The sequence below is a fragment of the Williamsia sp. Y853 genome, from assembly GCF_056786495.1.
On record NZ_JBXCJC010000003.1, the window covers coordinates 609,047 to 630,468 of the forward strand.

The window sequence follows — 21,422 nt, forward strand, 5'->3', positions numbered from 1 at the left end:
CCGGGTCAGCACCGTCCTCTTCGGCACGATCGAACTTCGCTCACTGTGAGAAATCCGGATTGGTCGAAAGGCGGGTGACCACACCTCGATCTCCATCGACGCGCACTCGATCACCGGTCTTGAGCGTCTGGGTGGCCACCAAGGTGTTGACGACGCAGGGCAAACCGTATTCGCGCGCCACCACAGCGCCGTGGGAAACCGAGCTACCGATATCGGTGACCAGCGCCGCGATGACGGTGAAGTACGGCGTCCACCCAACGTCGGTGACCGGCGTCACCAGGATTTCTCCTCGCTGCAACTTGCGTGCGTCGACAATCGATTTAGCGACGCGCACAACGCCTTCCACGGTTCCACGACTTGCGGGTCGGCCGATGATCTCATCGCCGGTGACACCTGGCGCAGGCCGGGCGATGAGCGGGGTCGGTCGCCCGACAGACACGTCGTCGAACTCGAGAGAGTTCTGGAACGCCAGCGCTTCCCGACGCTTCAGCGCGCTCTGCACGAGATCGGTGATGTCTTCCGAACCAACGACGTGGTTCAATTCCGCACGGTCGAAGAAGAACACCAGGTCTGAGTCAGGCAGTCGTCCGTCCTTGGCCAGCACCTCACCGAGGTGGCGATAGCCCCGCTTGAGCGCATGCGCCATCAGCGCCATTTTCGATTTCGTCTCTTCGCGCCCACGTGCACCTCCCTGCGCCAACCGGGCAAGAAATCTGATGGTGGAAGAGCTGGGCGTTTCAACGTGGGCCTTTGCCGGTCCCCGATCAGTCGGATCGAGCGCCGAGCGCACCATCACCTGCATCATGGCGCCCAGCCCTTCCGGATCCTCGGCCCAGGAAGGGTCACGCATGCACAGCTCGCGGTAGCCGCGGTGACCGTGACGAGTCAAGAACTTCTCCAACGCCATACCGCCGGCGCTACTCGTGGCCCGCAACTCGTTGACCGCGACGTCCGGCTCCCCTGTCAAGAACTGCTCAGCGGCCGCGTCGTCGGCAGCGATGGTGTTCACCACCGAGTCGAGCTCCTCGAGCATGAGCGCGCTCTCGACATCGGAGGCGCCGGCCATGAGCCGGGTTGCTTCGGCTCGCCCCTCGTCCTCGCCACGTCCTTCCTTGACTGCTTGTTTCATCAGTACGCTTTCCAGAATGTTGGCCGCAACCGCCGCGCGCGATGATGACCGAACATGTGTCAGCGTGATATCGCAGTACTGCTGCACACCAGAGTCCAACTGGCGCAACACGAGTCGGGGGTCGTCGCTGGTCGGAATGTGAAACTCGGCAATCTGCTCCTGAAGGCGCCGAATCGCGGGGCCGGCGGACAACGCGTACGTGGTGAGCCGAACCGTGTTGATCAGCTTGCTAACGAACGGTTTTGGTGGTTTTGGCTCCAATTCGTCGACCACCCGGCCGCAGATCGAGGTGGAGAACTGCTCCAACGAATTGCCCAGGAGTCCAGAGCTCAGACCTGTCCCCTCGGTCAGGTTCAGGAACATGTGGCCCTGGAAATAGCCGACTTGTAGCCACGGCTTTTCGTAGCTCTGCTGTGCCCGCGCCACCACCTGCGTCATCTGCATCGCGTAGTCGATGGCAAAGCCGGAGACCGCTGCGGTCAACGGGCAGAATGCTCCCGGCATCATCTCGCCTATGTTGCAGCGCGTGTACACGTGGTCTGCGCCCGCGAGAGGCGAATCCATCTCGCCCAGATCGCCGGGCAGGGTGGTGATCGGTCGAGCCTGCAGCCACCACAGTTTGCCGGATTGGTCTATCGCCCACTCGAGATCCATTGGTCTGCCCCAATGTTGCGCAGCGCGCAAGGCGCCGGACCTGATATCCGCGACCTCGTCTGGTGACAAGACCGGCACCTCGCCGACATCGCGAACGGCGGGGTTACCGTCCGAATCCAGGACGATGTGGTCTGACGACGCCGTACCGTCGACCAGCGCTTCGCCGAGCCCGGCGACGGCGTCGATCACTGTGAGGTCGCGCCGGCCGGTTGCCGGATCCGCGGTGAACACAACGCCGGCGGCGCGCGCGTCGACCATCTGCTGCACCACCAGATGCATGGTGGCCGTGGGTTGCCCGCTGTAGGCCGAGGCTCGTCGCGAATGCACGGAGGCGGCGCACGTCTGCACGGCCGCGGCGAAGTCATCGACGGAGTCCACACCCAGCACGGTGTCGTATTGCCCTGCGAATGACTGGTCGTCGCCGTCTTCCCCGACGGCCGAGGACCTGACGGCCACTGGGATCGCTCCGACTGCAGCCATGCGGGAGAACCATTCCCCCACTTCATCGACCGTGACCCGCTCGGCAGCATCAGCGATGACGAATCCCACCGGTACCGGAAATCCGAGGCGGCGCAACTGCGCGAGTCCGGCCGCTTTGCCGCCGTAACGTTCGTCGGTGACCTGGTCGAATTCGATCGCTGTCAGGGGCATGATGATCCTCCCAATGCGTCGACGATTTCGGCGAGCGCGTCGACCTCGATGGGGCTTGGTTGATACAGGCAGATCCGGTCCGACACACCGTCGACGCGGTCACGGATGTGCGCGGCCACCTCGGCCGGGGTACCACAGGCGGCGATGGTGTGCAGTATGTCGTCGTCGATCAACGAGGCCATCTCCTGCCAGCGGCCCTGCTTGGACATCGCGTTGAGTTCCGGCTGCAGATCGCCCCAGCCGTGGGCGTCGAGCACCGGCCGGTATGCCGGGGTGGAGCCGTAGAACGCCAGCAGCATCCGAGTCGAGGCATGGTCATCGTCTCGTCCGGTGCCGACCGACACGATGATCTCCGGCACCACCTCGAAGTCGTCCTCGCTGCGGCCGGCAGCAGCCAGCCCTTCGCGTACGGCAGGCAGCGTCGTCCCGTGCAGGAATCGCTTCGTCCCGAAAGGCATCACGAGCAGGCCGTCAGCTACTTCTGCCGTGGCTTTGGTCAGCCGAGGTCCGAGCGCGCCAAGATAGATCGGTGGCGGGCCGAACGGGTTCGGCCCGGGTACGAAGGTCGGCGTCATCAAGGTATGGCGGTAGTACTCACCGCGGAAGTCCAGCCTTTCACCCTCATTCCACGTCGCGAAGATCGCCCGCAGCGCCCCCACCATTTCTTTCATCCGCGCGACCGGACGATCGAACTCGGCCCCGTAGCGCTTCTCGATCTGCGCCCGCACCTGTGTGCCCAGACCCAGGATGAAGCGCCCCTCGCTGAGAAGTTGCAGATCATTGGCTTGATGGGCAAGTTGAATCGGATTGCGCGGGAACGCGATCGCGACGTTCGACATCAAGTCGAGACCCTTGACCGACGATGCCAGCACCAGAGGCGTGAAGACGTCGAACGGTCCTTCGAAGGTGAATACGCCGGATGCACCGGCTTCCTTGAGCACGTGTGCGCGTTCGACCGCATCGGTGGGCCCGAACAACGCTGTAGAGATCTTCATTGTGTCGCTCCTAGCCCGCTACGTCTGTCCAGTCGGAGAAGCCCGACGGGTGGTGCGGACCGAGCACGCCGTGCTCGAACAAACCCGCACCCTCGCGGATCGTCCCGTCGGCTTCAGTGCACACAGCTATGCCGACGTGGTCGATGAGACTGAACGGCGCACGGGCCATCACCTCCGGGTCCGTGAGGTCGAAGCTGACGCGTTCGGCGAACGGACCGCCCTTCCAGCTGCCGTGTGCCCACGAGGAGTCGCCACCGTACCCCGACCCGAAAGCGATGGGCGCGAACAGCTTCGATTCGACATCTAGTTGTATTCGGTCCCCTGCGCGGTTCATGAACTCGACATGGGCGCCCTGGGGAATCCTGGTTCCGGTCTTGTAGTCGATGGTGGCGCGGACTCCGTCGAGTTGTTCGACGCGGCCGTCTCGCCAGCGGCGTGTGCAGTCGTAGAGGCTACGGTGGCCATCGGGATCCTCTTGCAGGATCAAGAACAGTTGGTAGTCGTCGAAGGCCAACGGCAGGTAGAGCCACCACATTCCGCGAAACGAAGCGTCTGGCCGACCGGCGGGCTCGGCCTCACCGACAGGTCGAATCCCCCACGATCGGTCGCGGCTCGCCACGCTGGTGTCATGACTGACTTCCAACCGTTCGCCGTCGACGTCGATCCAGCCCTCCCAGGAGCCGACCTGGGCGAAGCGGCACGCCTGCAACGTCACTCGCCGCTCGGTGAGCATCTCGTGCGGTTTCTCCAGGGCCGCAGGAAACAGCCCGCGCCAGGTGAGGTCTGCGGAAATTCCCTCGGTCTGCGCCAGTGTCAGGCGCATCTCCTGCAGTGGCTCGATGACTTCGAGACGGTAGCCGTTGACGTTCTGGTGAAGGCGGTCGTCGTCGATCGCGTCGCTCAGGTGTAGCGCGGTCTGCATGTCGCCGCGACGGACGACGAAGTAGGCGTCTTTGACGCCGAGTCGCGGGTAATACCCGATTCCGGTCAGCGCCATGAAGCGACCGTCCCGGTCGAGCACGTTGAAGTAGGACCGATCGTAGAAGTTTCGATCGGACGTAACCGGCCAGGACAACGGCACAGGTGCCTGATGAATTGGATACTCGTCGAGCGGGCTCAAGTTCACAAGCACTCCCTCAAATACGATGCACTCTGTATTGGAACTACGATGAAGTCATGACAGCAGAAAGCCCGAAGGATGGCAAGAGGTCTGCGCAGTCCGCGCCGGGACGGCCGCGCGACAGCAGGATCGATGCTGCGATCATTGCGGCGACCCGAGAATTGATTCTCGAGACGGGCTATTCCGCGGTGTCGTTGTCGGCGATCGCCGCGCGCGCCGGGACCACCACGGCTGCCATCTACCGGCGGTGGTCGGGCAAGGCGCAACTTGTCCACGAGGCAGTGTTATTCGCCGAATCGATCCCCACGCCGGACCATTCGGGAGATATCCGCAACGAGATCAGGGCTCTGGTCGAGACAATCAGGGTGATCTTCGACAGACCAGAGGTGCGATTGGCACTGCCGGGTCTGATCGCCGACACCGTTGCCGACCCCGAACTGCACAACATGATGATCGCCCGATTGGCCGGGAATCTGACCGCTCTCGAATCTCGCTTCGGTCAGGAGCGCCGCGACGATGACCACTTGCCGATGCTCGTCGAGGTGGTCGCGGGCACTGCAATTTTCCGCATCCTCATTCGCCGGGACGCCGCCCTCGACGACACCTGGGTGACCGAGATGACCGAGATGATCACTGGCCGCTGGCCCTCCGAGAACGCGGTTGACGGCACGTGAGCTCAACCGAATCCTCGGACGATTAGCTCAGAGGGCCTGACTCGCCAAGCACTGGTTGGAGATTTCCACGGATGCTCGCTGCCATCAGTGAATCAAACCCGCGTCCTTACTGCCGTACGCTGCGCGGAGCTTCGGTTTGACCACCTTCCCAGCAGGATTGCGCGGAAGTTCGTCGACGACAACGAGGTCCTTAGGGTGTTTGAAGCGCGCCAAGTTCTCGTTGAGGTGAGGCCCGAGTTCGTCGAGCGTGAGCGAGTCAGCACCGTTGGCCAGGACCACGACTGCGACCGGCACTTCACCCCACTTCGGGTGTGCCCGACCGATGATCGCGGCTTCGGCGATGGCGGGATGGCTGTAGAGGACGTTCTCGACTTCGGCGCAGTAGATGTTTTCGCCACCGGAGATGATCATGTCTTTGGCGCGGTCGACGACATAGAGAAAACCCTCGTCGTCTTGCCGGACCAGATCTCCGGAGTGGAACCACCCACCCCGGAACGCTTCTGCCGTAGCCTGCGGATTCTGCCAGTAGCCTTTCATCAAATTGGGCCCGCGATAGACAATTTCACCCACTTCGCCGGGTTTGACGTCGTCCATCAGAGGGTCGACGATGCGAGCAGTCACCGCCGGCACCACTTTGCCAATCGATCCGATCTTCCGGATGGCGTCTTGACCTTCGAGAAAGCATGTGACCGGCGACATTTCGGTCTGCCCGAACGCAGTCATGTTGAGTGCGTCCGGGAACAACTCATTCATGGCACGGAGCACGGTATCGGGGGCCGGGGCCGCTCCCCAACTGATCGTCCTCAGCTTGAGGTGGCGAGGTTTGGCTCGCTGTGCCGCGCAGACCGCCTGCCACTGGGCCGGCACCATGAACACCGACGTAGTGCCTTCACGCTCCATGGTGTCGAGCATGGCGTCTGCATCAAACGCGCCGAGCGGATGGATGACCGCCTGGATGCCGCGATAGAAGACCGGCGCGAATGCTGCGATGCCGGCGATATGAAAGATCGGCGGCACGACTGAGGCTATGTCGCCTGGTTGGCCATCGGACGCATTGATCGTGGTCATCGCCTGGGATTGAAGGTTGGCGTGGGTCAGCATGGCGCCCTTGGGTTTTCCGGTGGTTCCCGAGGTGTACATGATGAGTGCGACTGTGCTTTCGGGGACATCAACCTCTGCCAGATCCGCAGGGTCCTGGGCGAGGAGCGTTTCGTAGTCGAGGTGGTCGCCGCTGTCGCCGGCGTCGACGACGATGGTGGTGTCGATAGCGCCGGTTGACGCTCGCACCGCATCTGCCAGTGGCGCGAGCAGGCACTCGGTGAGAATTATCGTGGCGCCACTGTCGTGGACCAGGTAGCCGACCTCGGCCGGGCTCATGCGGATGTTGACCGGAACCGGGATCGCGCCAATCAGATTCGCCCCGAGCACCGCCTCGACGTATTCGGTGCGATTGAGTAGTGCGATCAGGATGCGATCACCGAATTGGACGCCGCAGCGTTGCAAAGCCGCGGCAAACCGGTGCGACCGGTCGTCGAGTTCACGCCAGGTGGTTGCGGCGTCGAGATATTTCACAGCGACTTGGTCTGGCGCCATCAGAGCATGTCGTCGTACCTGGTTGTTCCAGGTATTGCGACCGGAACGCATCGGTTCACCGTGGAGCTCGCTGGTCGAAGCTGCGGCGGCTGTCATGGCGTATCCCCTGGCGTCGTCGGGCGTGGTGTGCGGTCCCCCAGCCCACCACTGTGCTCTGTGTCACACAGTAGAGGCTGTGACGATAATGCGTCGACGAATCCAAGCCGGAACGTGAATTATCAACCGATCAGGCACCATCCGAGGCGGCTAAGTGACACATCACTATCGCCTCGCAATTGTTATGCCGCAACGATATTCATGCAAGGAATGGTTTGGCGAGATGCTCAAGCGTGTCCCACAGTTGGTGCTCACGCGCCGGACTGTAGGACTCATCGGACGAAGGCGCTTCGCGACTTCGGTCGATGTAACCTCCGTTTGGCGCCTTGGTTCGACCCAGTGCCGCATCAGCGAGATATCGACCGGCTGCGGACTTTTTGGTGGCCACGGGCGTGAGGGCCATCAGTGGCATGATCCGAGCCATCGCGAACCGTTGAACGGCCCCGGCCTCACGCGCAAGGTCAGTACCGGGAACGAAACCAGGGTTTGAAGCCGACGACGTCGACACCCGAAGGCAGACGGCGGGCATACTCGTGAATTGCGTAGATCGCGGCAAGTTTGCTCGTCGAGTAAGCGGTACGGCCTGCGGTCACCGACTCCGGCGCTGCAAAAGCGCGGACTCTGGCGAGCGTCGCCGGGTCTGCGGGCCACACGGGTCCGGGGACCATTCCCATGTTGTGTTTGAAGTCCCCGAAGTGAGTGTCGCTGACAGTCACCACAATCCGGGAGGGCGACTGCAGATATGACTCCAAGACACGAATGAGGACGTGGTTCGCCAACACGTTGACAGCAAAGGTCGTTTCGAATCCGTCGCGCGTTTCGGTGAGGTCGTTGATGTGCTGCAGTCCGGCGTTTGCCACGATCAACCCGAGCGGCGGGAGTTTCCCTGAATCGATGTCCGCGGCGATGCGGCCTGCAGACGATCTGACACTGTCGAGAGCTGACAGGTCGGTAGGGATTGAAGTGACGTGGTGTCCCCGATCAGTCAGCTCCTTCGCCAACGCCTGGCCGCCGGCGTTCCGGGCGAGTAGTACGAGGCTGGCATCGGGTTCGGCTTCGAGTAGCCGGTGGACGGCGACATTCCCAATCCCTTTGGTAGCTCCGGTCATGATGATGGTGCGAGACATGAACTCTCCTAATTGCAAAGCGCTGCGTCGCAAGACCGTATGTTCGACGAGGTATTCGTGCGATGTCGGGCATCGGTCGGTGCGCTGGCAACGACCTTTCCGCAGTGCGAGAGATTCAGGAAGAGGTCGGCTGAGGCTGAGGACTGCCAGTACCTAGGCAACGCCCCCCGCCAACGGCGCACAATCGAACAATGGAGACAAGTAGATTCGGCGAACTGTTGCACCAGTGGCGCGATCGACTGGCCCCGGTCGACGCCGGCATCGCCGTGACGTCGCGTCGTCGAGCACCAGGCTTGCGCCGAGAAGAACTCGCGATGTTGGCCGGACTGTCGGTGGACTATGTAGTTCGACTCGAACACAGCCGCGCCATTCGGCCATCCGCGCAGGTCGTCGGTTCGCTGGCCCGCGCACTTCAGCTCGATCGCTCGGAGCGGGACCTCCTGTTTACCAGCGCCGGACTCTTGCCCCCGCAGGACGGCACCGTCAAGACTCACATACCGGCCAGCGTGCAGCGCCTCATCAACCGTCTCGCAGACGTACCGATCGGAGTTTTCGCCGCCGACTGGACACTGCTGACCTGGAACCGACCGTGGGTGGCGTTGCACGGAGATCCCGAGCTGCTACCCGCCAGCGAACGCAACCTCGTGAAGGCGATTTTCGGCGATGGCCCCGGACACCGCGCCCTGCGCTCTTCAGCCTCGGGCGCCAACCCAAAGTTCGAGAGCAGTATCGTCGCCGATCTACGACGCGCAGCGGCACACTATCCACACGACCGTGCCCTTCGCGCACTGATCAGCGATCTGCGCAGTTCATCTCCAGAGTTCACCCGACTGTGGACAATTGCGGTCCCGTCCGAGCATTCCTCCGACCGCAAGACCATCGCACATCCGTTGGTGGGCGACATCGCGTTGGACTGCGATGTTCTCGATGTGCCGGGTGCCGACCTCCACGTCGTCACCTACACCGCCGCCAGCGATACCGAGGATCAAACCAAGTTGGACCTTATTCGCCTCGCTCCTAACGTCGCTGCATCTGCGGAGACGGGCTCGGCAGACTCATACGCACTCGATTGAGGCGCATTCCCCGACGTGCCGGTCTTCCCGGTCAGCCTCCTCGGTCTGCTGCAGTCGAAACGTGTCGATCTCTACGGGGATGCGACTCGGGATGACTCCCCCGGCACACCGAGCTACGAGGTCGATCCTCAGGTGTGTTCGAACAGGGACACGATGATCCCGTCCGGGCCACGCACGTATGTCATGCGCACGCTGTTCTCGTACTCGCCGATGCCGCCTATGAGTCCGTAGCCGTCGACAGCTAGCTCGTCGACGACCTTCTCGAGGTTGCCGACCTCGAATGACAAATTGCGCAGGCCAAGCTCGTTGGCCATCGCTGTGGGCGATCCGGCCACGTGGTCGGGCGTCACGAAGCTCGAAAGCTCGAGCCTGGACCCTCCGCCGGGTGACCGCAGCATCGCAATCTCACAGTGGGCGCCCGGGATCCCGCAGACTGTCTCCACGAATTCGCCTTCTACAGCCCCGGTGCCCTCGACTTCGAGACCCAGCTTGACGAAGAACGCCGTGGCCGAGGCCAGGTCAGCGACGGTGACGCCGACGTGGTCGAAACGTAGTACGTGCGCCATCGGGTCAATCCTTCACTGGTTGTCTGCCCATTCGATATGGAGACGGGCTACCGCTAAAACCACTACATATTACATCCGATGAATCAACACAGCGCTCGCCACGCGCCAGCCTCTCTTGCGCTGAACACAAAGGCAGGCAATCTTTTTCAGTCATAGTCGACGGCTACAACGCCTCCGGTCATTCACCGCGACCAAGTGAACACCGTCATGCGACGTCGACCCCAGGAACAGTCGGGGCCAGTCCGCGCGCGCAAGGCGTGACGCCCCCTCGCGGCATTCCGTGAGGAGGCGTCATTCCGGGTCTAGTCGACGGTGATGACAGTTTTACCGGCGAGCGTGCCGCTGGCGGCGTCATCGTGGACGGCTCGTAGCTGCTGCAACGGTCGGCGATCGACTACGGCGAGTTCGAGGCGGCCGTCATCCAGACGGGACACCAGGTCGGCCAGGTGAGAGCCGTTGGGTGTCACCCACACGCTTGCAGTCCGCACCGACCGCGCATCGTCGGCGGGCACGGCGCCGGCGGAGCTGACCGCGATGCCGCCGTCGGCGACGTACGAGGTCAACTTCGCAAGTCCGTCGGCATCGAGGCGCACATGATTGACGACAACGTCGAAGGGGCCGTCGACCGCGGTCGGACCCGCGTCGAGGTCCAGGGGGCCGACGACCTTCGTGGCACCGTAATTGCGCAGGCGTTCGGCATGTTTCGGTCCGTCGACCGCGGTGACAGTAGCGCCTGCGTCGACCGCTAGCTGGACGACCAGGCCGCCCACTGCGCCGCCTGCTCCGTTGACGAGCACACGCTGCCCTTTCTGGATGTCGGCCAACTCGATGGCGGCCTGCCGGGCAGCGAGGCCGGCGAGCGGAAGCGCTGCCGCATCGGTGAGAGCCACCGTGGTGGGCGCGGCGGCGATAAGGTCGGCCGCGATCACCGCGTACTCCGCCGCGCCACCATGCTGGTCCAGCGGAAACATGCCGACGACCTCGTCGTCAATCTGCAGGCCGCTGACGCCCGCGCCTAGCTCGACGACCGTGCCGGCAACGTCGAGACCGGGCGTGATCGGCAATGGGGTGGGAATGGCTTCCGCGAGCACTCCTAGGCGGATGTGGTCGTCCACCGGGTTGAACGACGTGGCAACGACTTTGACCAGCACCTGCCCGGATCCCGGTACGGGGCGTGCCACTTCCTCTTCTTGCAGAACCTTGGTATCGCCGAACTGGTGGTAGCGAATCGCTTTCACGGACTCTCCTCGTGTGTCGTTACTGGGTCCAGCGCTATACATGCCGGCCCACCCGTTGACTTGCCTAGGCAAGTGTCACCAAGATTGACTGACTTGCCCAGGCAAGTCAAATGAGCGATTGATGTAGAGTCGGATGCCATGACCGCTTCGCCGCATTGGCTTGACGAGGACCAGCAAGCGATGTGGCAGGACCTGCTGACCGTCGTCATCGCACTGCCCACGTTGCTCGACCGTCAGTTGGAGCAGGACGCCGGTACGTCGAACTTCGAGTACAGCGTGCTCGCACGCCTGTCCATGGCCGAAGACCTGACGATGCGACTCGGCGACCTTGCTGCGCAGTGCAACAGCAGCCAGCCCCGGTTGTCGAAGGTCATGGTCCGTTTCGAGCAGCGCCAGTGGGTCACCCGCCGCCCCGACCCGGGCAACGGGCGCTACACACTTGCCACGCTGACCGAGGTTGGACTGCAGAAGGTCGTCGACAGCGCGCCCGGCCACGTCGAACGCGTGCGAGAGCTGGTCTTCGACCCTCTCAGTGAGACTCAGCAGCGTGATTTCGGCGCCGCGCTCGCCCTCATCTCGACCACGGTGCGCCAGCAACTCAATGGCGCCGAACTTTAACCGGCACAGGCGGAGATACCCGCGACCATCACCACGTCCACCGCAGGACGTGACAGCTACGAGTATGCCCAGATCTTATAGTGCGCTTGATCTTTCGACACTGCGACGCGATCATTCAATCCCCCGAGTCACCCCGAGCGGGGTTCTATATCTCAAGTTGGGCGGAGAGGTTCGTCAGAGACGAAGTGATCCCTTCACCGCAGACAACCCTGCGAGCGCTTGATCGATGTGATCGGGCCATTCCCGCGGTTCGACCCGATGGACTGCCGAATCGCCCGCAAATGCACTGGAGATCACCACATTCGGTTCCAGAGATGCCAGCAGTTGCAGACTTTTGGCCAGCGCGCGGGCATCGCTGAAGGCCTCAATATAGCCGCCCGTCCAGGCACCCGACGCGCTTACGAAGAGCAGGTCACCAGTGAACAGATAGCGGGCACCGTCGGCACCCGGCACCAGATAGCACGTACTACCCACGGTGTGCCCCGGCGTCGGTATGACCTCAATGCCGTTGTCGTCGATGTGACGTTCTGCCAAGGGAATATCGACTCGGGCGTACTTGCCGATAGCGTCGGCCTCTGCCGCCGGAGCGCGCAACCTCGACCCGAATCGCTCGGCAATGCGGCCCAACATCGGGCCTGCCTCATCCACATGGGACAGGTAGTGGTCGACGAAACCGCCGTGACGCTCCATTTCGTCGAAATCTGCATCGCCGGCAACCGAGTAAAACAAGGCATTCCTGTTTCCGGACCACAGATAAGCGTGTGTGGTCAAGCCCGGAAAGGGATTGTCCTCCTGCGTCTCCCACACATCAGGCAATACTTGTCGCATCACGATCCTCCTCATGGGCAGCAATTTTGATCCACGGTCCATGCTGCAACCTCAAGCCGGGTTGAAGTCAAGGGGATGCGAAGCGTCGAGAAGTGAACGGCGGACGGATGTTTTCAGGCGTCGTTGAAGTTCAATGACGTGGACAGATCGCGATGTGCGTCGATCTGCTCCAGCAAGGTTCGCGCCTTTCCCTCAGCAATCTCAACCGCATCGGCGCCGGCCACCCACCGCAGCGGCGGCTCCGCCGAATCCGCCAACTCGATAAGCGCGGCAGCCAGCTTGACCGGGTCTCCGGGTTGCTTACCGTTCATGCCCTTCCATGCTTCGATTGTTGCCGCCGTGCGCTCGGCGTAATCGGGGATCGACAACTCAGGCCACAGTGTCGAGGATCCCTCGACCAACAGGTCGGTACGGAAGAACCCAGGCTCGACGATCATTGTTGAAATCCCGTACGGGGCAACGTCGAAGCGCAGCGACTCCATCCACCCTTCGACGGCGAACTTTGACGCACAGTACGCGGCGACGAACTCCTGACCGACCAGACCAGCGGTCGAACTCATCGTTACGACCTGGCCGCTTCGCTGCTTGCGCATCACCGGCAGCACCGCACGGGTGACGTTTGTTGGGCCGAAAAAGTTCACTTCCATCTGGTGGCGGTACTGCTCCGGACTGATCTCCTCGAAGAACCCCGCGTAGAACAGACCCGCGTTGTTGACCAACACATCGATCCGGCCGAACCGCTGGATCGCCGCTTCGGTCGCTGCCGCTGCTGCGGGCGGGTCGGTGATGTCCAGTGACACCGCGAGCAGGTCCTCACGCTCACCGAACACATCCGTGACCCTGGTTGCATCACGCGCCGTCGCCACCACCCGGTGGCCGGCGCCGAGCGCTGCCCGGGTGATGTCAACACCCATCCCGCGCGCCGCACCCGTAACGAACCACACTTTATTCTCGGCCATGTCGAGATCCTCTCTCTCGCGTGGTTCCAGTCAACAGGCCGACAGCGTCGCGAGGGAGTGTCCAATGATCCAGGAACCAGCAGACACTCCCTGATCGCGGACGGAGGTCGTAAAGTCAGAAGCACTCATGAGTCGGGACGACGGTGTCGACGAGTCCCCACGTCGCGCGGAAACGCTGATCGAGCCGCAACCACGAAACCAAGAGCTCATACCTACCGGCTCAGAAGCCGTGTCCTGCGGCCGCATCGCCGCCGTGCTATCGACGGTCGCCGGGAGACATATTGCGCACAAACAGTTTTCAGGACCTCACCTCTGGGAGCGAATGGCGCGGGATGTGCGTCCACGTTCGCAGAAGTGCCGGTCTTCATTGCCTTGCCCTCACTCCTGATCGTGCGCGATCGCGCGCGTCACTATGGCAGTGACAAAGTCTTGGTCGATTGGTTCGCGTGAGAACCAGCGGCGGTAGAACAGGGGGCCGAGGAGAAGTGCGATGGTCGTTGCGTGTTCGTCGTTCGGTCGTGGCTCGCCGCGATTCGCAGCACGTTCGAGGATCGCCCGCAGCGGGGCGGCGTGGCCGCTTTGAATCTTCTTGTGGATGTCCGCGAACGCAGGATCGCGCTCTGAGGCGTCGATGATCGACGGCAGTACCGAGGACCAATTGGCTGTCTGCAGTAGGTGTGAAATGTTCGTCAGCGCCGCCGTTAGATCGCCTTGGACCGATCCGGTGTCGGGAATCTGCTGGTGTTCGGTGATCTGAGAGCAGGCATCGAGGACGAGCGCATTGCGGTCTGGCCAGTGACGATAAATGGTCGTCTTGGCCACACCGGATCGGCGGGACACCTCGTCAATGCTGAAGCCACCTACCCCGCCTTCGTTCAGCAGCTCTTCGGTGGCTGCCAAAACCGACCGTTTCGAGCGCTCGACTCGGCTATCCACCCTTGCCGACGTTGCCCCCGTCGGCTCACCCTCCGGTACTCGATGTGGCATCGATGTTGCTCCTCTCGAAACGCTACGCTACGGTACCGTAGCATTACTCCCCATTCAAGAAGGAAGACGCGGTCCATGCATTTCGCTTCAGTACGCATCATCACCGATAACCTCGACCGACTGGTCTCGTTTTATGAGCAGGTGACCGGAGTCAAGGCCGAGCGGCCTGCGCCACCCTTCGCCGAATTCGTTCTGCCATCGGCGACGCTGGCTATCGGACACTCCCAGACGGTCCCGCTGTTCGGTGCCGGATCGGCGCGGGCGGCCGCCAACCACAGCGTCATCCTCGAGTTCCGCGTCGACAACGTCGATGCGGAATACACCCGCCTCTCATCGCTCGTCAGCGAATGGGTGCAAGAACCCACGACGATGCCCTGGGGCAATCGCTCAATCCTGTTCCGCGACCCCGACGGCAACCTGGTCAACCTCTTCACCCCCGCGACTGAGGACGCTATCGAACGGTTCCAGGGCCGTTGACAATTCATGCGCGGCGACCCCGCCGATGACAGCGCTTGGCTTGCGGGTGCCGTGTACAGCCAACGTCGCCGACAACCGGTCGCAGTGACATAAGGCTTCTGTCCCAGGCGATTCGCCGACAAATAGGAACATGAGGCGCAGAACTGCCTCAGGACGGATCGACGCTCATATCCCCCGTCTCGGGTGTCCCTTCGACCAAGCCGTAGCGCAGATGTACCGCTCCTCTCTCACCGGCCACCGGCGGTTCGAGCAGGGTGAGGTTGGTCGGCACGGCGCCACCGTCGAACACCCGCTTGCCCACACCGAGCACGATGGGGTGCACCCAAAGGTCGAGCCGGTCGAAGAGCTTCTCGCGCAACAGGGTCTGCACCAAGTTCAGGCTCCCGACAACCTTGATGTGTTCGTGCCGATCACGGATCTCGCGCACCGCCTCGGCCAGATCTGGGCCGAGTTGCGTCGACCCCGCCCACGAAAGCTCAGGCTTGCCACGGGAGGCGACATACTTCGGAACGCCATTGAAGAGCGTGGCAAACCCGTTGTCCTCGCCTCCCTCCTGATGCGGCCAATAAGCAGCAAAGATGTCGTACGTCCGCCGGCCGAGCAGTAGGGCATCCGTGCCCTCGTATGCAGCATGTACCTGTGCACCGGTGGCGTCGTCGAACAGAGGCGCCTGCCAGCCACCGAACGGGAATCCCTCCGGATCCTCGTCGGGGCCGCCAGGCGCCTGCCCGACGAGGTCGAGGGTTGTGAACAGCTCGATGTGGATCAGGCCCATGGTCAGCTCCGGTGGTGTTGGATGCTTCGGTCAAAGGGTAGACCTGTGAACGCCTTCAAAATCATCGCTTGCGCCCGATCGCAAGTGGATCGGGATAGTTCATGTACTCCCCGGCCCTACGTCTCGTCGAGCAGTGTCGCGACGAGCAACGAGGTCGTGGTGCGTTGCCAGTGCTCCGGCGTCCAGCCGATGGTGTTCGTTGCGACGAAGTAGTTCTCGACGCTGGCGATCAGGAAGGCAAGGTCGGCGGCGTCCTCAACGCTGAGCCCGCTGCGAAGCGCATCGCGATCGGCCAGCAGGTCGGCCAGCGCGCGGTACGCGGTGCGGCGCTGTTCCTCATTGACCTCCCACTGCACCGAAAGGTCGGAATCGCTGCCGATGGTGCCGCGGACGACTGAGAGCAACGGAGCGACCCGCTGCAAGATATCGCGGTCGCCGGCCATCCAGAGCTCGATGATTCGGACCGGGTCGGATTCGGCCATCACCTCGTGGAACCACGGGCGGTCGAGCAGCGGCACCGGCTCGGCGTCGCCGACTGCCGCGATGTCGAGTGCCTCCTTGAGCAGCGTCGCCTTGTTTCCGAAATGGAAGTAGACCGTCTGCGTTGCGACGGCAGCGCGCGTAGCGACCTGGTCGAGAGTTGTTGAGCCGTAGCCCTTGCCGAGGAACAGGTCCGCCGCTGCGGTGATAATCCTCCGTCTGGTCAGCCGCGTCTTCTCGGCGCGGCTGACAGGTGTCGGTTCGTCGTTGACGGAAGTGATCATTTGCTAGAGACTACTCTAGCGAATCAGTCGCGCTGGCCAACGCCGGTCCGGTCCACCGAGGGCGAAGGCGCGTAGTGCTTCGTTGAACTCGTGCGGGGCTTCCAAGTTGCAGAGATGCCCAGATCCTCTGAGCACGATCAGTTCGGAACCGGCGATTGCGCCGCGGAGCGCCTCCGCGACGGACAGCGGGGCCCGGACGTCGTGATCGCCGTACACCAGGAGTGTCGGAATCTCGATGCTGGGAAGCACGTCTCGCAGATCCACGGCGGAGGCCCGCGCCATGGCTCGAAATCCGACCGGTCGAACCGCCAGAAGGCTCGCGCCGAACCTGTCGACCACGTCCCACGGGGTCGAACCGCTGAACATCGTCGGGAGCAGTGCGTCGACCAGTTCCTCAGGCGAGAGGTCGGCCAACTCCAACGCCTGCCGTAGCCGCTGGTCGGCCACCTCAGAAGGCAACGACCCACGCCAGCCCGCATAAGCCGATACCAACGTCAGAGAAGCCGCGATGTCCGGGTGACGCCGGCACAACTCCAACGCCAGTGATCCCCCGAACGAAAGCCCTGCGACATGTGGATTGTCGAGCCCGAGATTCGCGATGAACCCGGCAAGGTAGTCGGCGTACTCCCCCATGCCGGTGCCCGGGGGTGGATCAGAAGAAGATCCGGCGCCGGGTGCATCCCAGGCCACCACCGTGAAATCGTCAGCGAGCCCGTCGAGTTGCGGCCGCCACGTTCGCGGGCCGTCGCCGACGTAGCCGTGGACGAGGATGAGCGGGGGTCCGTGTCCGACCCGTTCGTATGCGATCAGAAGTCCCTCGACCTCAACCATGTCCATGGCTCGCCCTCCTGCGACGCAAGCGCTCGACACCCAGATTCCTCCGATTGACGATGCGGGGCAAGGGTTGCGGCATCTCCGTCGCGTCGTTCATAAAGCAGCGAGGTCAACACGAACATTCAGAGCCGGTTGGAGGCTACGATTCTGGCGAACAGCGTTCGACAGAGTGTTGTTGAGTCGGGGGGCACACGTGAAGATCAATCGGTCTACGGCTGCACTGGTATCGGGAACTCTGCTGGCCACAACCGCTCTGATGGCGGGGCAAACATCCCTCGCCTATTCCGCACCGTCGCATCAGCGCACCGAATCAATCGTGCAGACCTCATCCCCGATCACCTCGGTCGTCGAGTCAGTTGTTCGCGTCAATATTCCGCTTCCCAGTTCGGTAGGCGCACATCCAGCTGCCTGCGATTGGCTTTCGTACCAACGGTATCGCGCCGTCGACGGGCCAACGGCCTCCGCGAACGCGGACAAGATCTTGATTGCTCAGCCTGGCGTTCTGGAAGGGGCGGCAGCATTCGACAGCGTCGCGCGCAATACGGTGGCCGCCGCCGCGACCGGCGGCCGGCACATCGAGTTTTGGGCTTTGGATAGGCGCTCGAATTGCTTAGAGGATCACACCGGAATCGACGCGGCGGTCGCCAACCAAGACATCAACTTCGCCATCGATTACTACTACGGGCAGGGCGCCATCGATGGACGGCGATTCGCCGGGTTCGTACCCGATTCCGATCTGGCGTGGCTCTCCCACATCGGAATCGAGCAGACGGTCGTCGATCAGTACGATCTGCTGAGCGCCGAACTACCTGACCCGAAGTTACGGCGAAACAAGGTGCTCTGCGGTGGCCATTCGCTTGGTGGCTCACTGACCGCCTATTTCGTCCAATGGGACTTCGATGGACAACCTGGTTACGAACAGTGCTCCGGCTACTTCGCTCTCGACACCACGATCAATACGACGTTGCCACTGGGAGACATGTCGACACTCAACGCGCTGGTCCCCCAGACCTCTCTCGGAATGGACGCTCTGGATGGATTGACCACCCGCGGACTGGTACCCCGATCGGCAAACGTTCCAGCACTGATCAACCCCGAGACCATGAACCTTCTCGGCCTTGTCGGCACCGCCACCCACATCGATCCCGACAGTGAAACCCAGTTCCTGAAGAGTGTTCGCAACAACAATATCGACAATTCGCTGCGGCTCCTCTTTTCCCGTGACGCAGCGGGTCTCGCCACCGATACGACACCGCTCAGAGATATTCGCCTCACCAACGCGGCACTCCTCGGCGGGTTGATGGACAACAACTCCCAACCCTTGGCATTTCTGCAAACCTCCGTCGGCATGTTCGATGGCGGATTACTGGCCGACAAGAACTTTCCCCTGTCACACGACCTCAATGTCGCAAACCGTCAAATTACTGCGGGAATGCTCGGTCCCGATCCCCTCGTCATACCTGCGATCGCACAAGGCCCGCTCTATACGTGGCAGAATTTCAACGAGGTGACCAGCAGTGCGCCTCTCGATCGAGACGGGCGCCCGTACACCACTCCCGCCCACGAAGTCACCGACATCAACGACCTCGCCAGGAGTCTGGCTGAACATCCCCTGGATTTCACGGAGCAGTACTTCCCGATGAGGCTCTTGGTCGAGAGCGTCCTGGGACCCACCACGCCCGCGATCACCAACCACCTCCGCCACCCCGCGGGCCTCACCGCCCACCCAACCTTGAACCTCCTCGGCGGAAGTGGCATCACCGCCGGTGTGATGACCACCCAAGAAGATCTCCCCAACGGCAGGACCGTCATCGCCCCCGGTTACCACCACCTCGACGTCCTGACCGCCGCAGCCCTGCAAAACAACGGAACCGCGGACCCCATTTCGACCAACTTGGCCGAGTTCGCTACCAAGTAGCTTCTAGACTCCGGCGTGGCCGTATTGCGTGCAGTCTGGTGGGTGTTGGCATTCCTCGCAGCTGCGAATGCCGTCTGGGTCGGTAGCTGGCCGATGTCGAACGAACCTCGTTCTGCAGTTCGGTCACCAGCGCAACAGGATCGTCGACATACACACTGACGTATTTGACGAACGCGTCCTTCCGGAAACGCAGGAACAGCGCGGGCAGTTCGATGAAGGTCCTCGCCTGCCAGAGGCCATTCTTCCGGGTGTCCCACTGGACAGTAACTTTACCGCAGGTATAGTTAATTTGGTGACGCACACCACCGCCGAGGATGTGGTGCCCCATTTGGGGCCCGACAGCCTCGGCGTCGCATTCTTTCGAAAGTTTGCGCAGGAGCCCGTCTCCGACGTGCGTCGGCGGGGAGGAATGCCAGACCTGTCCTCACCGCCGCAGGATGCGGCGCGTTCCCGGGTGAGGCCAACCTGGGAATTGACTTACTGACCGAGGAGTTCGAAATTGCCTGAGTCGATGGACCTGGACAACATCCGGAAGCGTTACGCCGACGAGCGAGCGCGACGACTTCGGGCGGACGGTACCGGTCAGTATCGGTACATCGAGGAATCGCACGACCCGTGGGCGCAGCCGATCGATCGCGCCTCGATTGAAGACGAGGTCGACGTCGTACTGATGGGTGCGGGGCTTTCGGGGCTCGCCTTGGGCGCGATGTTGCGAATGGAGGGCGTGGACCGCATCTGCATGATCGATAATGCGGGTGACGTGGGCGGTACCTGGTATTGGAATCGGTACCCGGCAGCACAATGCGATGTCCAGTCCTACATCTATCTGCCGCTCTTGGAGGAGATGGGCTACATCCCGACCGAGAGGTACGTCTACCAACCGGAGATCCTGGAATACTGCCGGTCGATGGCTCGAAAGTTCGACCTCTACCGTGATGCGTATTTCCAGACCGAAGTCGTCGATGCGGTGTGGGACGATGGCGACGCACGGTGGACGGTTCACACCAATCGCGGAGATGTCGTCAAAGCGCGATTCGTGGTGATGGCGGGAGGGGCCCTACAACGGCCCAAGTTACCTGACATCCCCGGTCTCGAAGATTTCAGTGGTGCGCTGTTCCACTCGAGCCGTTGGGATTACGGCTATACAGGTGGAGGGCCGGGGCCAAAAGGTGGCGGTATGCCCAACCTGGCGGACAAGCGCGTCGGAGTGATCGGCACCGGAGCGACTGGGCTGCAACTGGTGACACCGTTGGCGGAGGCCGCGCAACACTTGTCCGTCTTTCAGCGAACACCAGTAGTGGTGCTTCCGCGGGATAACCGACCCACAGACCCAGCCTGGGCCGCGACTCTGGAGCCCGGCTGGCAAGACCGCCACATGTTCTCGTTCAACGAGCAGAACGTGGACCTGACTGCGGAAGATCTCATCGACGACGCCTGGAGCCACACGGTGTTTCCGGTCGTGGCGAGTCACAACAAGGGAATGTACGGAAGCAGCGAGGATCTCAAGCAGGCCGAGCTCGACGATCTGACCGGCATGGACGTCGCCCGCGCCCGGATCGCGTCCATCGTGAAGGATCCCGATACCGCCGCCGCGCTGATGCCGAACTTCCGCATGCTCTGCAAACGAGCGTCGTTCCACGACGACTACCTGGAGTCGTTCAACCGACCGAATGTCACCCTGGTCGACACGAAGGGTGCGGGGGTGGAGAGGGCGACCGCCACCGGAGTTGTCGTGGACGGCCGTGAGTACGAACTCGACTGCCTGGTCCTCGCCACCGGTTTCGACATCGGCCGCGGACTGCTCAAAGCCTGGGGCGTTGACCCCGTCGGCATGAACGGAACCCGCATGACAGAGTATTGGGCCAAGGGCGCACGCACTTTCCACGGTATGCATGTGCACGGTTTCCCGAATCTGTTCATACACGGGCCCGGCCAAGTCGCTCCGGCCTACAACTGGACGAGCAGCGTGATCGAGATGGGCCGGCACATTGCCTACGTCATCGCAACGGCCCGGGCCAGGAACGTGCAGCGCGTGGATGCCACCCCAGAGGCCGAAGAGTACTGGCTCGACGTGCTCGGAGAGTCGCCTTCCGCTCTCGTTGAATACCGAAGGAACTGCACCCCTGGCTATTTCAACAATGAGGGCAACGTCCGAGCAGGTGCCTCCTCGAACTTTGGACATGGCCCGAATGCGTTCTACAGCATTCTGCAGAAGTGGCGCGCAGACGATCTCCTGACGGGACTCGAATTGATGTGACGGTTGCATTCAGGCTGTCTGCTCGGGGCAGCTGGACAAGACCGCGTCACCGCCGTCGGGCTCGCTCTCGAGAACCTCACGGTCGAAGA

General features: G+C 62.4%; 19 protein-coding genes. 6 read left to right on the forward strand and 13 right to left on the reverse strand.

Annotated elements, in window-relative coordinates; translation table 11 throughout:
- Nucleotides 1-40: 40 nt before the first annotated feature.
- From AC1TPF_RS19000 to AC1TPF_RS19010, 3 genes are read right to left on the reverse strand one after another with little or no spacing between them, the layout of a single operon-like run.
- Nucleotides 41-2,434 carry a PEP/pyruvate-binding domain-containing protein gene (locus AC1TPF_RS19000; RefSeq protein ID WP_482139520.1) on the reverse strand — a complete coding sequence of 798 codons (2,394 nt, stop codon included), beginning with the start codon at nt 2,432-2,434 and terminating at the stop codon, nt 41-43.
- Entirely contained in the window at nt 2,425-3,429 is a 1,005-nt protein-coding gene (locus AC1TPF_RS19005) for a TIGR03617 family F420-dependent LLM class oxidoreductase (RefSeq protein ID WP_482139521.1), read from the reverse strand. The genes AC1TPF_RS19000 and AC1TPF_RS19005 overlap by 10 nt, the downstream gene beginning before the upstream one ends.
- A 10-nt stretch (nt 3,430-3,439) precedes the next feature.
- On the reverse strand, nt 3,440-4,555 hold the full coding sequence (locus tag AC1TPF_RS19010; RefSeq protein ID WP_482139522.1) for an Rv3169 family protein: 1,116 nt from the start codon (nt 4,553-4,555) through the stop codon (nt 3,440-3,442).
- A 50-nt stretch (nt 4,556-4,605) separates the two neighbouring features.
- Between AC1TPF_RS19010 and AC1TPF_RS19015 the strand changes: the two genes are divergently transcribed.
- On the forward strand, nt 4,606-5,223 hold the full coding sequence (locus tag AC1TPF_RS19015; protein ID WP_482139523.1) for a TetR-like C-terminal domain-containing protein: 618 nt from the start codon (nt 4,606-4,608) through the stop codon (nt 5,221-5,223).
- A gap of 84 nt (nt 5,224-5,307) precedes the next feature.
- On the opposite strand, the gene fadD5 is transcribed toward AC1TPF_RS19015, so the two are convergent.
- Nucleotides 5,308-6,912, reverse strand: a complete 1,605-nt coding sequence (gene fadD5 / locus AC1TPF_RS19020) for a fatty-acid--CoA ligase FadD5 (protein ID WP_482139524.1) — start codon at nt 6,910-6,912, stop codon at nt 5,308-5,310.
- Between the two features lie 461 nt (nt 6,913-7,373).
- A complete protein-coding gene (locus AC1TPF_RS19025) occupies nt 7,374-8,039 on the reverse strand; it encodes an SDR family NAD(P)-dependent oxidoreductase (RefSeq protein ID WP_482144973.1) in 666 nt (221 codons plus the stop codon).
- 191 nt (nt 8,040-8,230) lie between these two features.
- Here AC1TPF_RS19025 and AC1TPF_RS19030 point away from each other — a divergent pair, with 191 nt between their 5' ends.
- Nucleotides 8,231-9,112: a helix-turn-helix transcriptional regulator gene (locus AC1TPF_RS19030; RefSeq protein ID WP_482144974.1), complete on the forward strand. Its 882-nt coding sequence runs from the start codon at nt 8,231-8,233 to the stop codon at nt 9,110-9,112.
- Between the two features lie 128 nt (nt 9,113-9,240).
- Here the strand turns inward: AC1TPF_RS19030 and AC1TPF_RS19035 are convergent, their stop codons facing one another.
- Together AC1TPF_RS19035 and AC1TPF_RS19040 are read right to left on the reverse strand one after the other, a co-directional pair.
- Nucleotides 9,241-9,678, reverse strand: coding sequence for a VOC family protein (locus AC1TPF_RS19035; protein ID WP_482144975.1), 438 nt, complete (start codon nt 9,676-9,678; stop codon nt 9,241-9,243).
- A gap of 302 nt (nt 9,679-9,980) precedes the next feature.
- Nucleotides 9,981-10,916, reverse strand: a complete 936-nt coding sequence (locus AC1TPF_RS19040) for an NADP-dependent oxidoreductase (protein WP_482144976.1) — start codon at nt 10,914-10,916, stop codon at nt 9,981-9,983.
- A gap of 138 nt (nt 10,917-11,054) precedes the next feature.
- On the opposite strand from AC1TPF_RS19040, the gene AC1TPF_RS19045 reads away from it, so the two are divergent.
- Nucleotides 11,055-11,534: a MarR family winged helix-turn-helix transcriptional regulator gene (locus AC1TPF_RS19045; protein WP_482144977.1), complete on the forward strand. Its 480-nt coding sequence runs from the start codon at nt 11,055-11,057 to the stop codon at nt 11,532-11,534.
- A gap of 174 nt (nt 11,535-11,708) precedes the next feature.
- Here AC1TPF_RS19045 and AC1TPF_RS19050 read toward each other — a convergent pair whose 3' ends face one another.
- The 3 genes from AC1TPF_RS19050 to AC1TPF_RS19060 form a co-directional block, all read right to left on the reverse strand.
- The gene (locus tag AC1TPF_RS19050; protein WP_482144978.1) at nt 11,709-12,362 is read right to left on the reverse strand and encodes an MBL fold metallo-hydrolase; all 654 of its coding nucleotides are present in this window, start codon (nt 12,360-12,362) and stop codon (nt 11,709-11,711) included.
- A 113-nt stretch (nt 12,363-12,475) separates the two neighbouring features.
- A complete protein-coding gene (locus AC1TPF_RS19055) occupies nt 12,476-13,321 on the reverse strand; it encodes an SDR family NAD(P)-dependent oxidoreductase (RefSeq protein WP_482144979.1) in 846 nt (281 codons plus the stop codon).
- 378 nt (nt 13,322-13,699) lie between these two features.
- Entirely contained in the window at nt 13,700-14,308 is a 609-nt protein-coding gene (locus AC1TPF_RS19060; RefSeq protein ID WP_482139531.1) for a TetR/AcrR family transcriptional regulator, read from the reverse strand.
- A 75-nt stretch (nt 14,309-14,383) separates the two neighbouring features.
- Between AC1TPF_RS19060 and AC1TPF_RS19065 the strand changes: the two genes are divergently transcribed.
- The gene (locus AC1TPF_RS19065; RefSeq protein ID WP_482139532.1) at nt 14,384-14,785 is read left to right on the forward strand and encodes a VOC family protein; all 402 of its coding nucleotides are present in this window, start codon (nt 14,384-14,386) and stop codon (nt 14,783-14,785) included.
- A 148-nt stretch (nt 14,786-14,933) separates the two neighbouring features.
- Here the strand turns inward: AC1TPF_RS19065 and AC1TPF_RS19070 are convergent, their stop codons facing one another.
- From AC1TPF_RS19070 to AC1TPF_RS19080, 3 genes are all read right to left on the reverse strand, one after another.
- Nucleotides 14,934-15,560, reverse strand: a complete 627-nt coding sequence (locus tag AC1TPF_RS19070; protein ID WP_482139533.1) for a dihydrofolate reductase family protein — start codon at nt 15,558-15,560, stop codon at nt 14,934-14,936.
- Between the two features lie 116 nt (nt 15,561-15,676).
- Nucleotides 15,677-16,324: a TetR/AcrR family transcriptional regulator gene (locus tag AC1TPF_RS19075; RefSeq protein WP_482144980.1), complete on the reverse strand. Its 648-nt coding sequence runs from the start codon at nt 16,322-16,324 to the stop codon at nt 15,677-15,679.
- A 15-nt stretch (nt 16,325-16,339) separates the two neighbouring features.
- Nucleotides 16,340-17,161 carry an alpha/beta fold hydrolase gene (locus tag AC1TPF_RS19080; protein WP_482144981.1) on the reverse strand — a complete coding sequence of 274 codons (822 nt, stop codon included), beginning with the start codon at nt 17,159-17,161 and terminating at the stop codon, nt 16,340-16,342.
- Between the two features lie 253 nt (nt 17,162-17,414).
- On the opposite strand from AC1TPF_RS19080, the gene AC1TPF_RS19085 reads away from it, so the two are divergent.
- Both AC1TPF_RS19085 and AC1TPF_RS19090 read left to right on the forward strand, forming a co-directional pair.
- Nucleotides 17,415-19,076, forward strand: coding sequence for a hypothetical protein (locus AC1TPF_RS19085; protein WP_482144982.1), 1,662 nt, complete (start codon nt 17,415-17,417; stop codon nt 19,074-19,076).
- 499 nt (nt 19,077-19,575) lie between these two features.
- Nucleotides 19,576-21,333, forward strand: a complete 1,758-nt coding sequence (locus tag AC1TPF_RS19090; RefSeq protein ID WP_482139537.1) for a flavin-containing monooxygenase — start codon at nt 19,576-19,578, stop codon at nt 21,331-21,333.
- The last annotated feature ends 89 nt before the right edge of the window (nt 21,334-21,422 follow it).

Excerpts from the sequence above, each read along its gene's own strand:
- AC1TPF_RS19015 (WP_482139523.1), top strand. The coding sequence starts at position 4,606 with ATGACAGCAGAAAGCCCGAAGGATGGCAAGAGGTCTGCGCAGTCCGCG.
- AC1TPF_RS19085 (WP_482144982.1), top strand. The coding sequence starts at position 17,415 with ATGGCGGGGCAAACATCCCTCGCCTATTCCGCACCGTCGCATCAGCGC.
- AC1TPF_RS19060 (WP_482139531.1), bottom strand. The coding sequence starts at position 14,308 with ATGCCACATCGAGTACCGGAGGGTGAGCCGACGGGGGCAACGTCGGCA.
- AC1TPF_RS19065 (WP_482139532.1), top strand. The coding sequence starts at position 14,384 with ATGCATTTCGCTTCAGTACGCATCATCACCGATAACCTCGACCGACTG.
- AC1TPF_RS19005 (WP_482139521.1), bottom strand. The coding sequence starts at position 3,429 with ATGAAGATCTCTACAGCGTTGTTCGGGCCCACCGATGCGGTCGAACGC.
- AC1TPF_RS19050 (WP_482144978.1), bottom strand. The coding sequence starts at position 12,362 with ATGCGACAAGTATTGCCTGATGTGTGGGAGACGCAGGAGGACAATCCC.
- AC1TPF_RS19025 (WP_482144973.1), bottom strand. The coding sequence starts at position 8,039 with ATGTCTCGCACCATCATCATGACCGGAGCTACCAAAGGGATTGGGAAT.
- fadD5 (WP_482139524.1), bottom strand. The coding sequence starts at position 6,912 with ATGACAGCCGCCGCAGCTTCGACCAGCGAGCTCCACGGTGAACCGATG.
- AC1TPF_RS19035 (WP_482144975.1), bottom strand. The coding sequence starts at position 9,678 with ATGGCGCACGTACTACGTTTCGACCACGTCGGCGTCACCGTCGCTGAC.
- AC1TPF_RS19070 (WP_482139533.1), bottom strand. The coding sequence starts at position 15,560 with ATGGGCCTGATCCACATCGAGCTGTTCACAACCCTCGACCTCGTCGGG.
- AC1TPF_RS19075 (WP_482144980.1), bottom strand. The coding sequence starts at position 16,324 with ATGATCACTTCCGTCAACGACGAACCGACACCTGTCAGCCGCGCCGAG.
- AC1TPF_RS19045 (WP_482144977.1), top strand. The coding sequence starts at position 11,055 with ATGACCGCTTCGCCGCATTGGCTTGACGAGGACCAGCAAGCGATGTGG.
- AC1TPF_RS19080 (WP_482144981.1), bottom strand. The coding sequence starts at position 17,161 with ATGGACATGGTTGAGGTCGAGGGACTTCTGATCGCATACGAACGGGTC.
- AC1TPF_RS19000 (WP_482139520.1), bottom strand. The coding sequence starts at position 2,434 with ATGCCCCTGACAGCGATCGAATTCGACCAGGTCACCGACGAACGTTAC.
- AC1TPF_RS19055 (WP_482144979.1), bottom strand. The coding sequence starts at position 13,321 with ATGGCCGAGAATAAAGTGTGGTTCGTTACGGGTGCGGCGCGCGGGATG.
- AC1TPF_RS19030 (WP_482144974.1), top strand. The coding sequence starts at position 8,231 with ATGGAGACAAGTAGATTCGGCGAACTGTTGCACCAGTGGCGCGATCGA.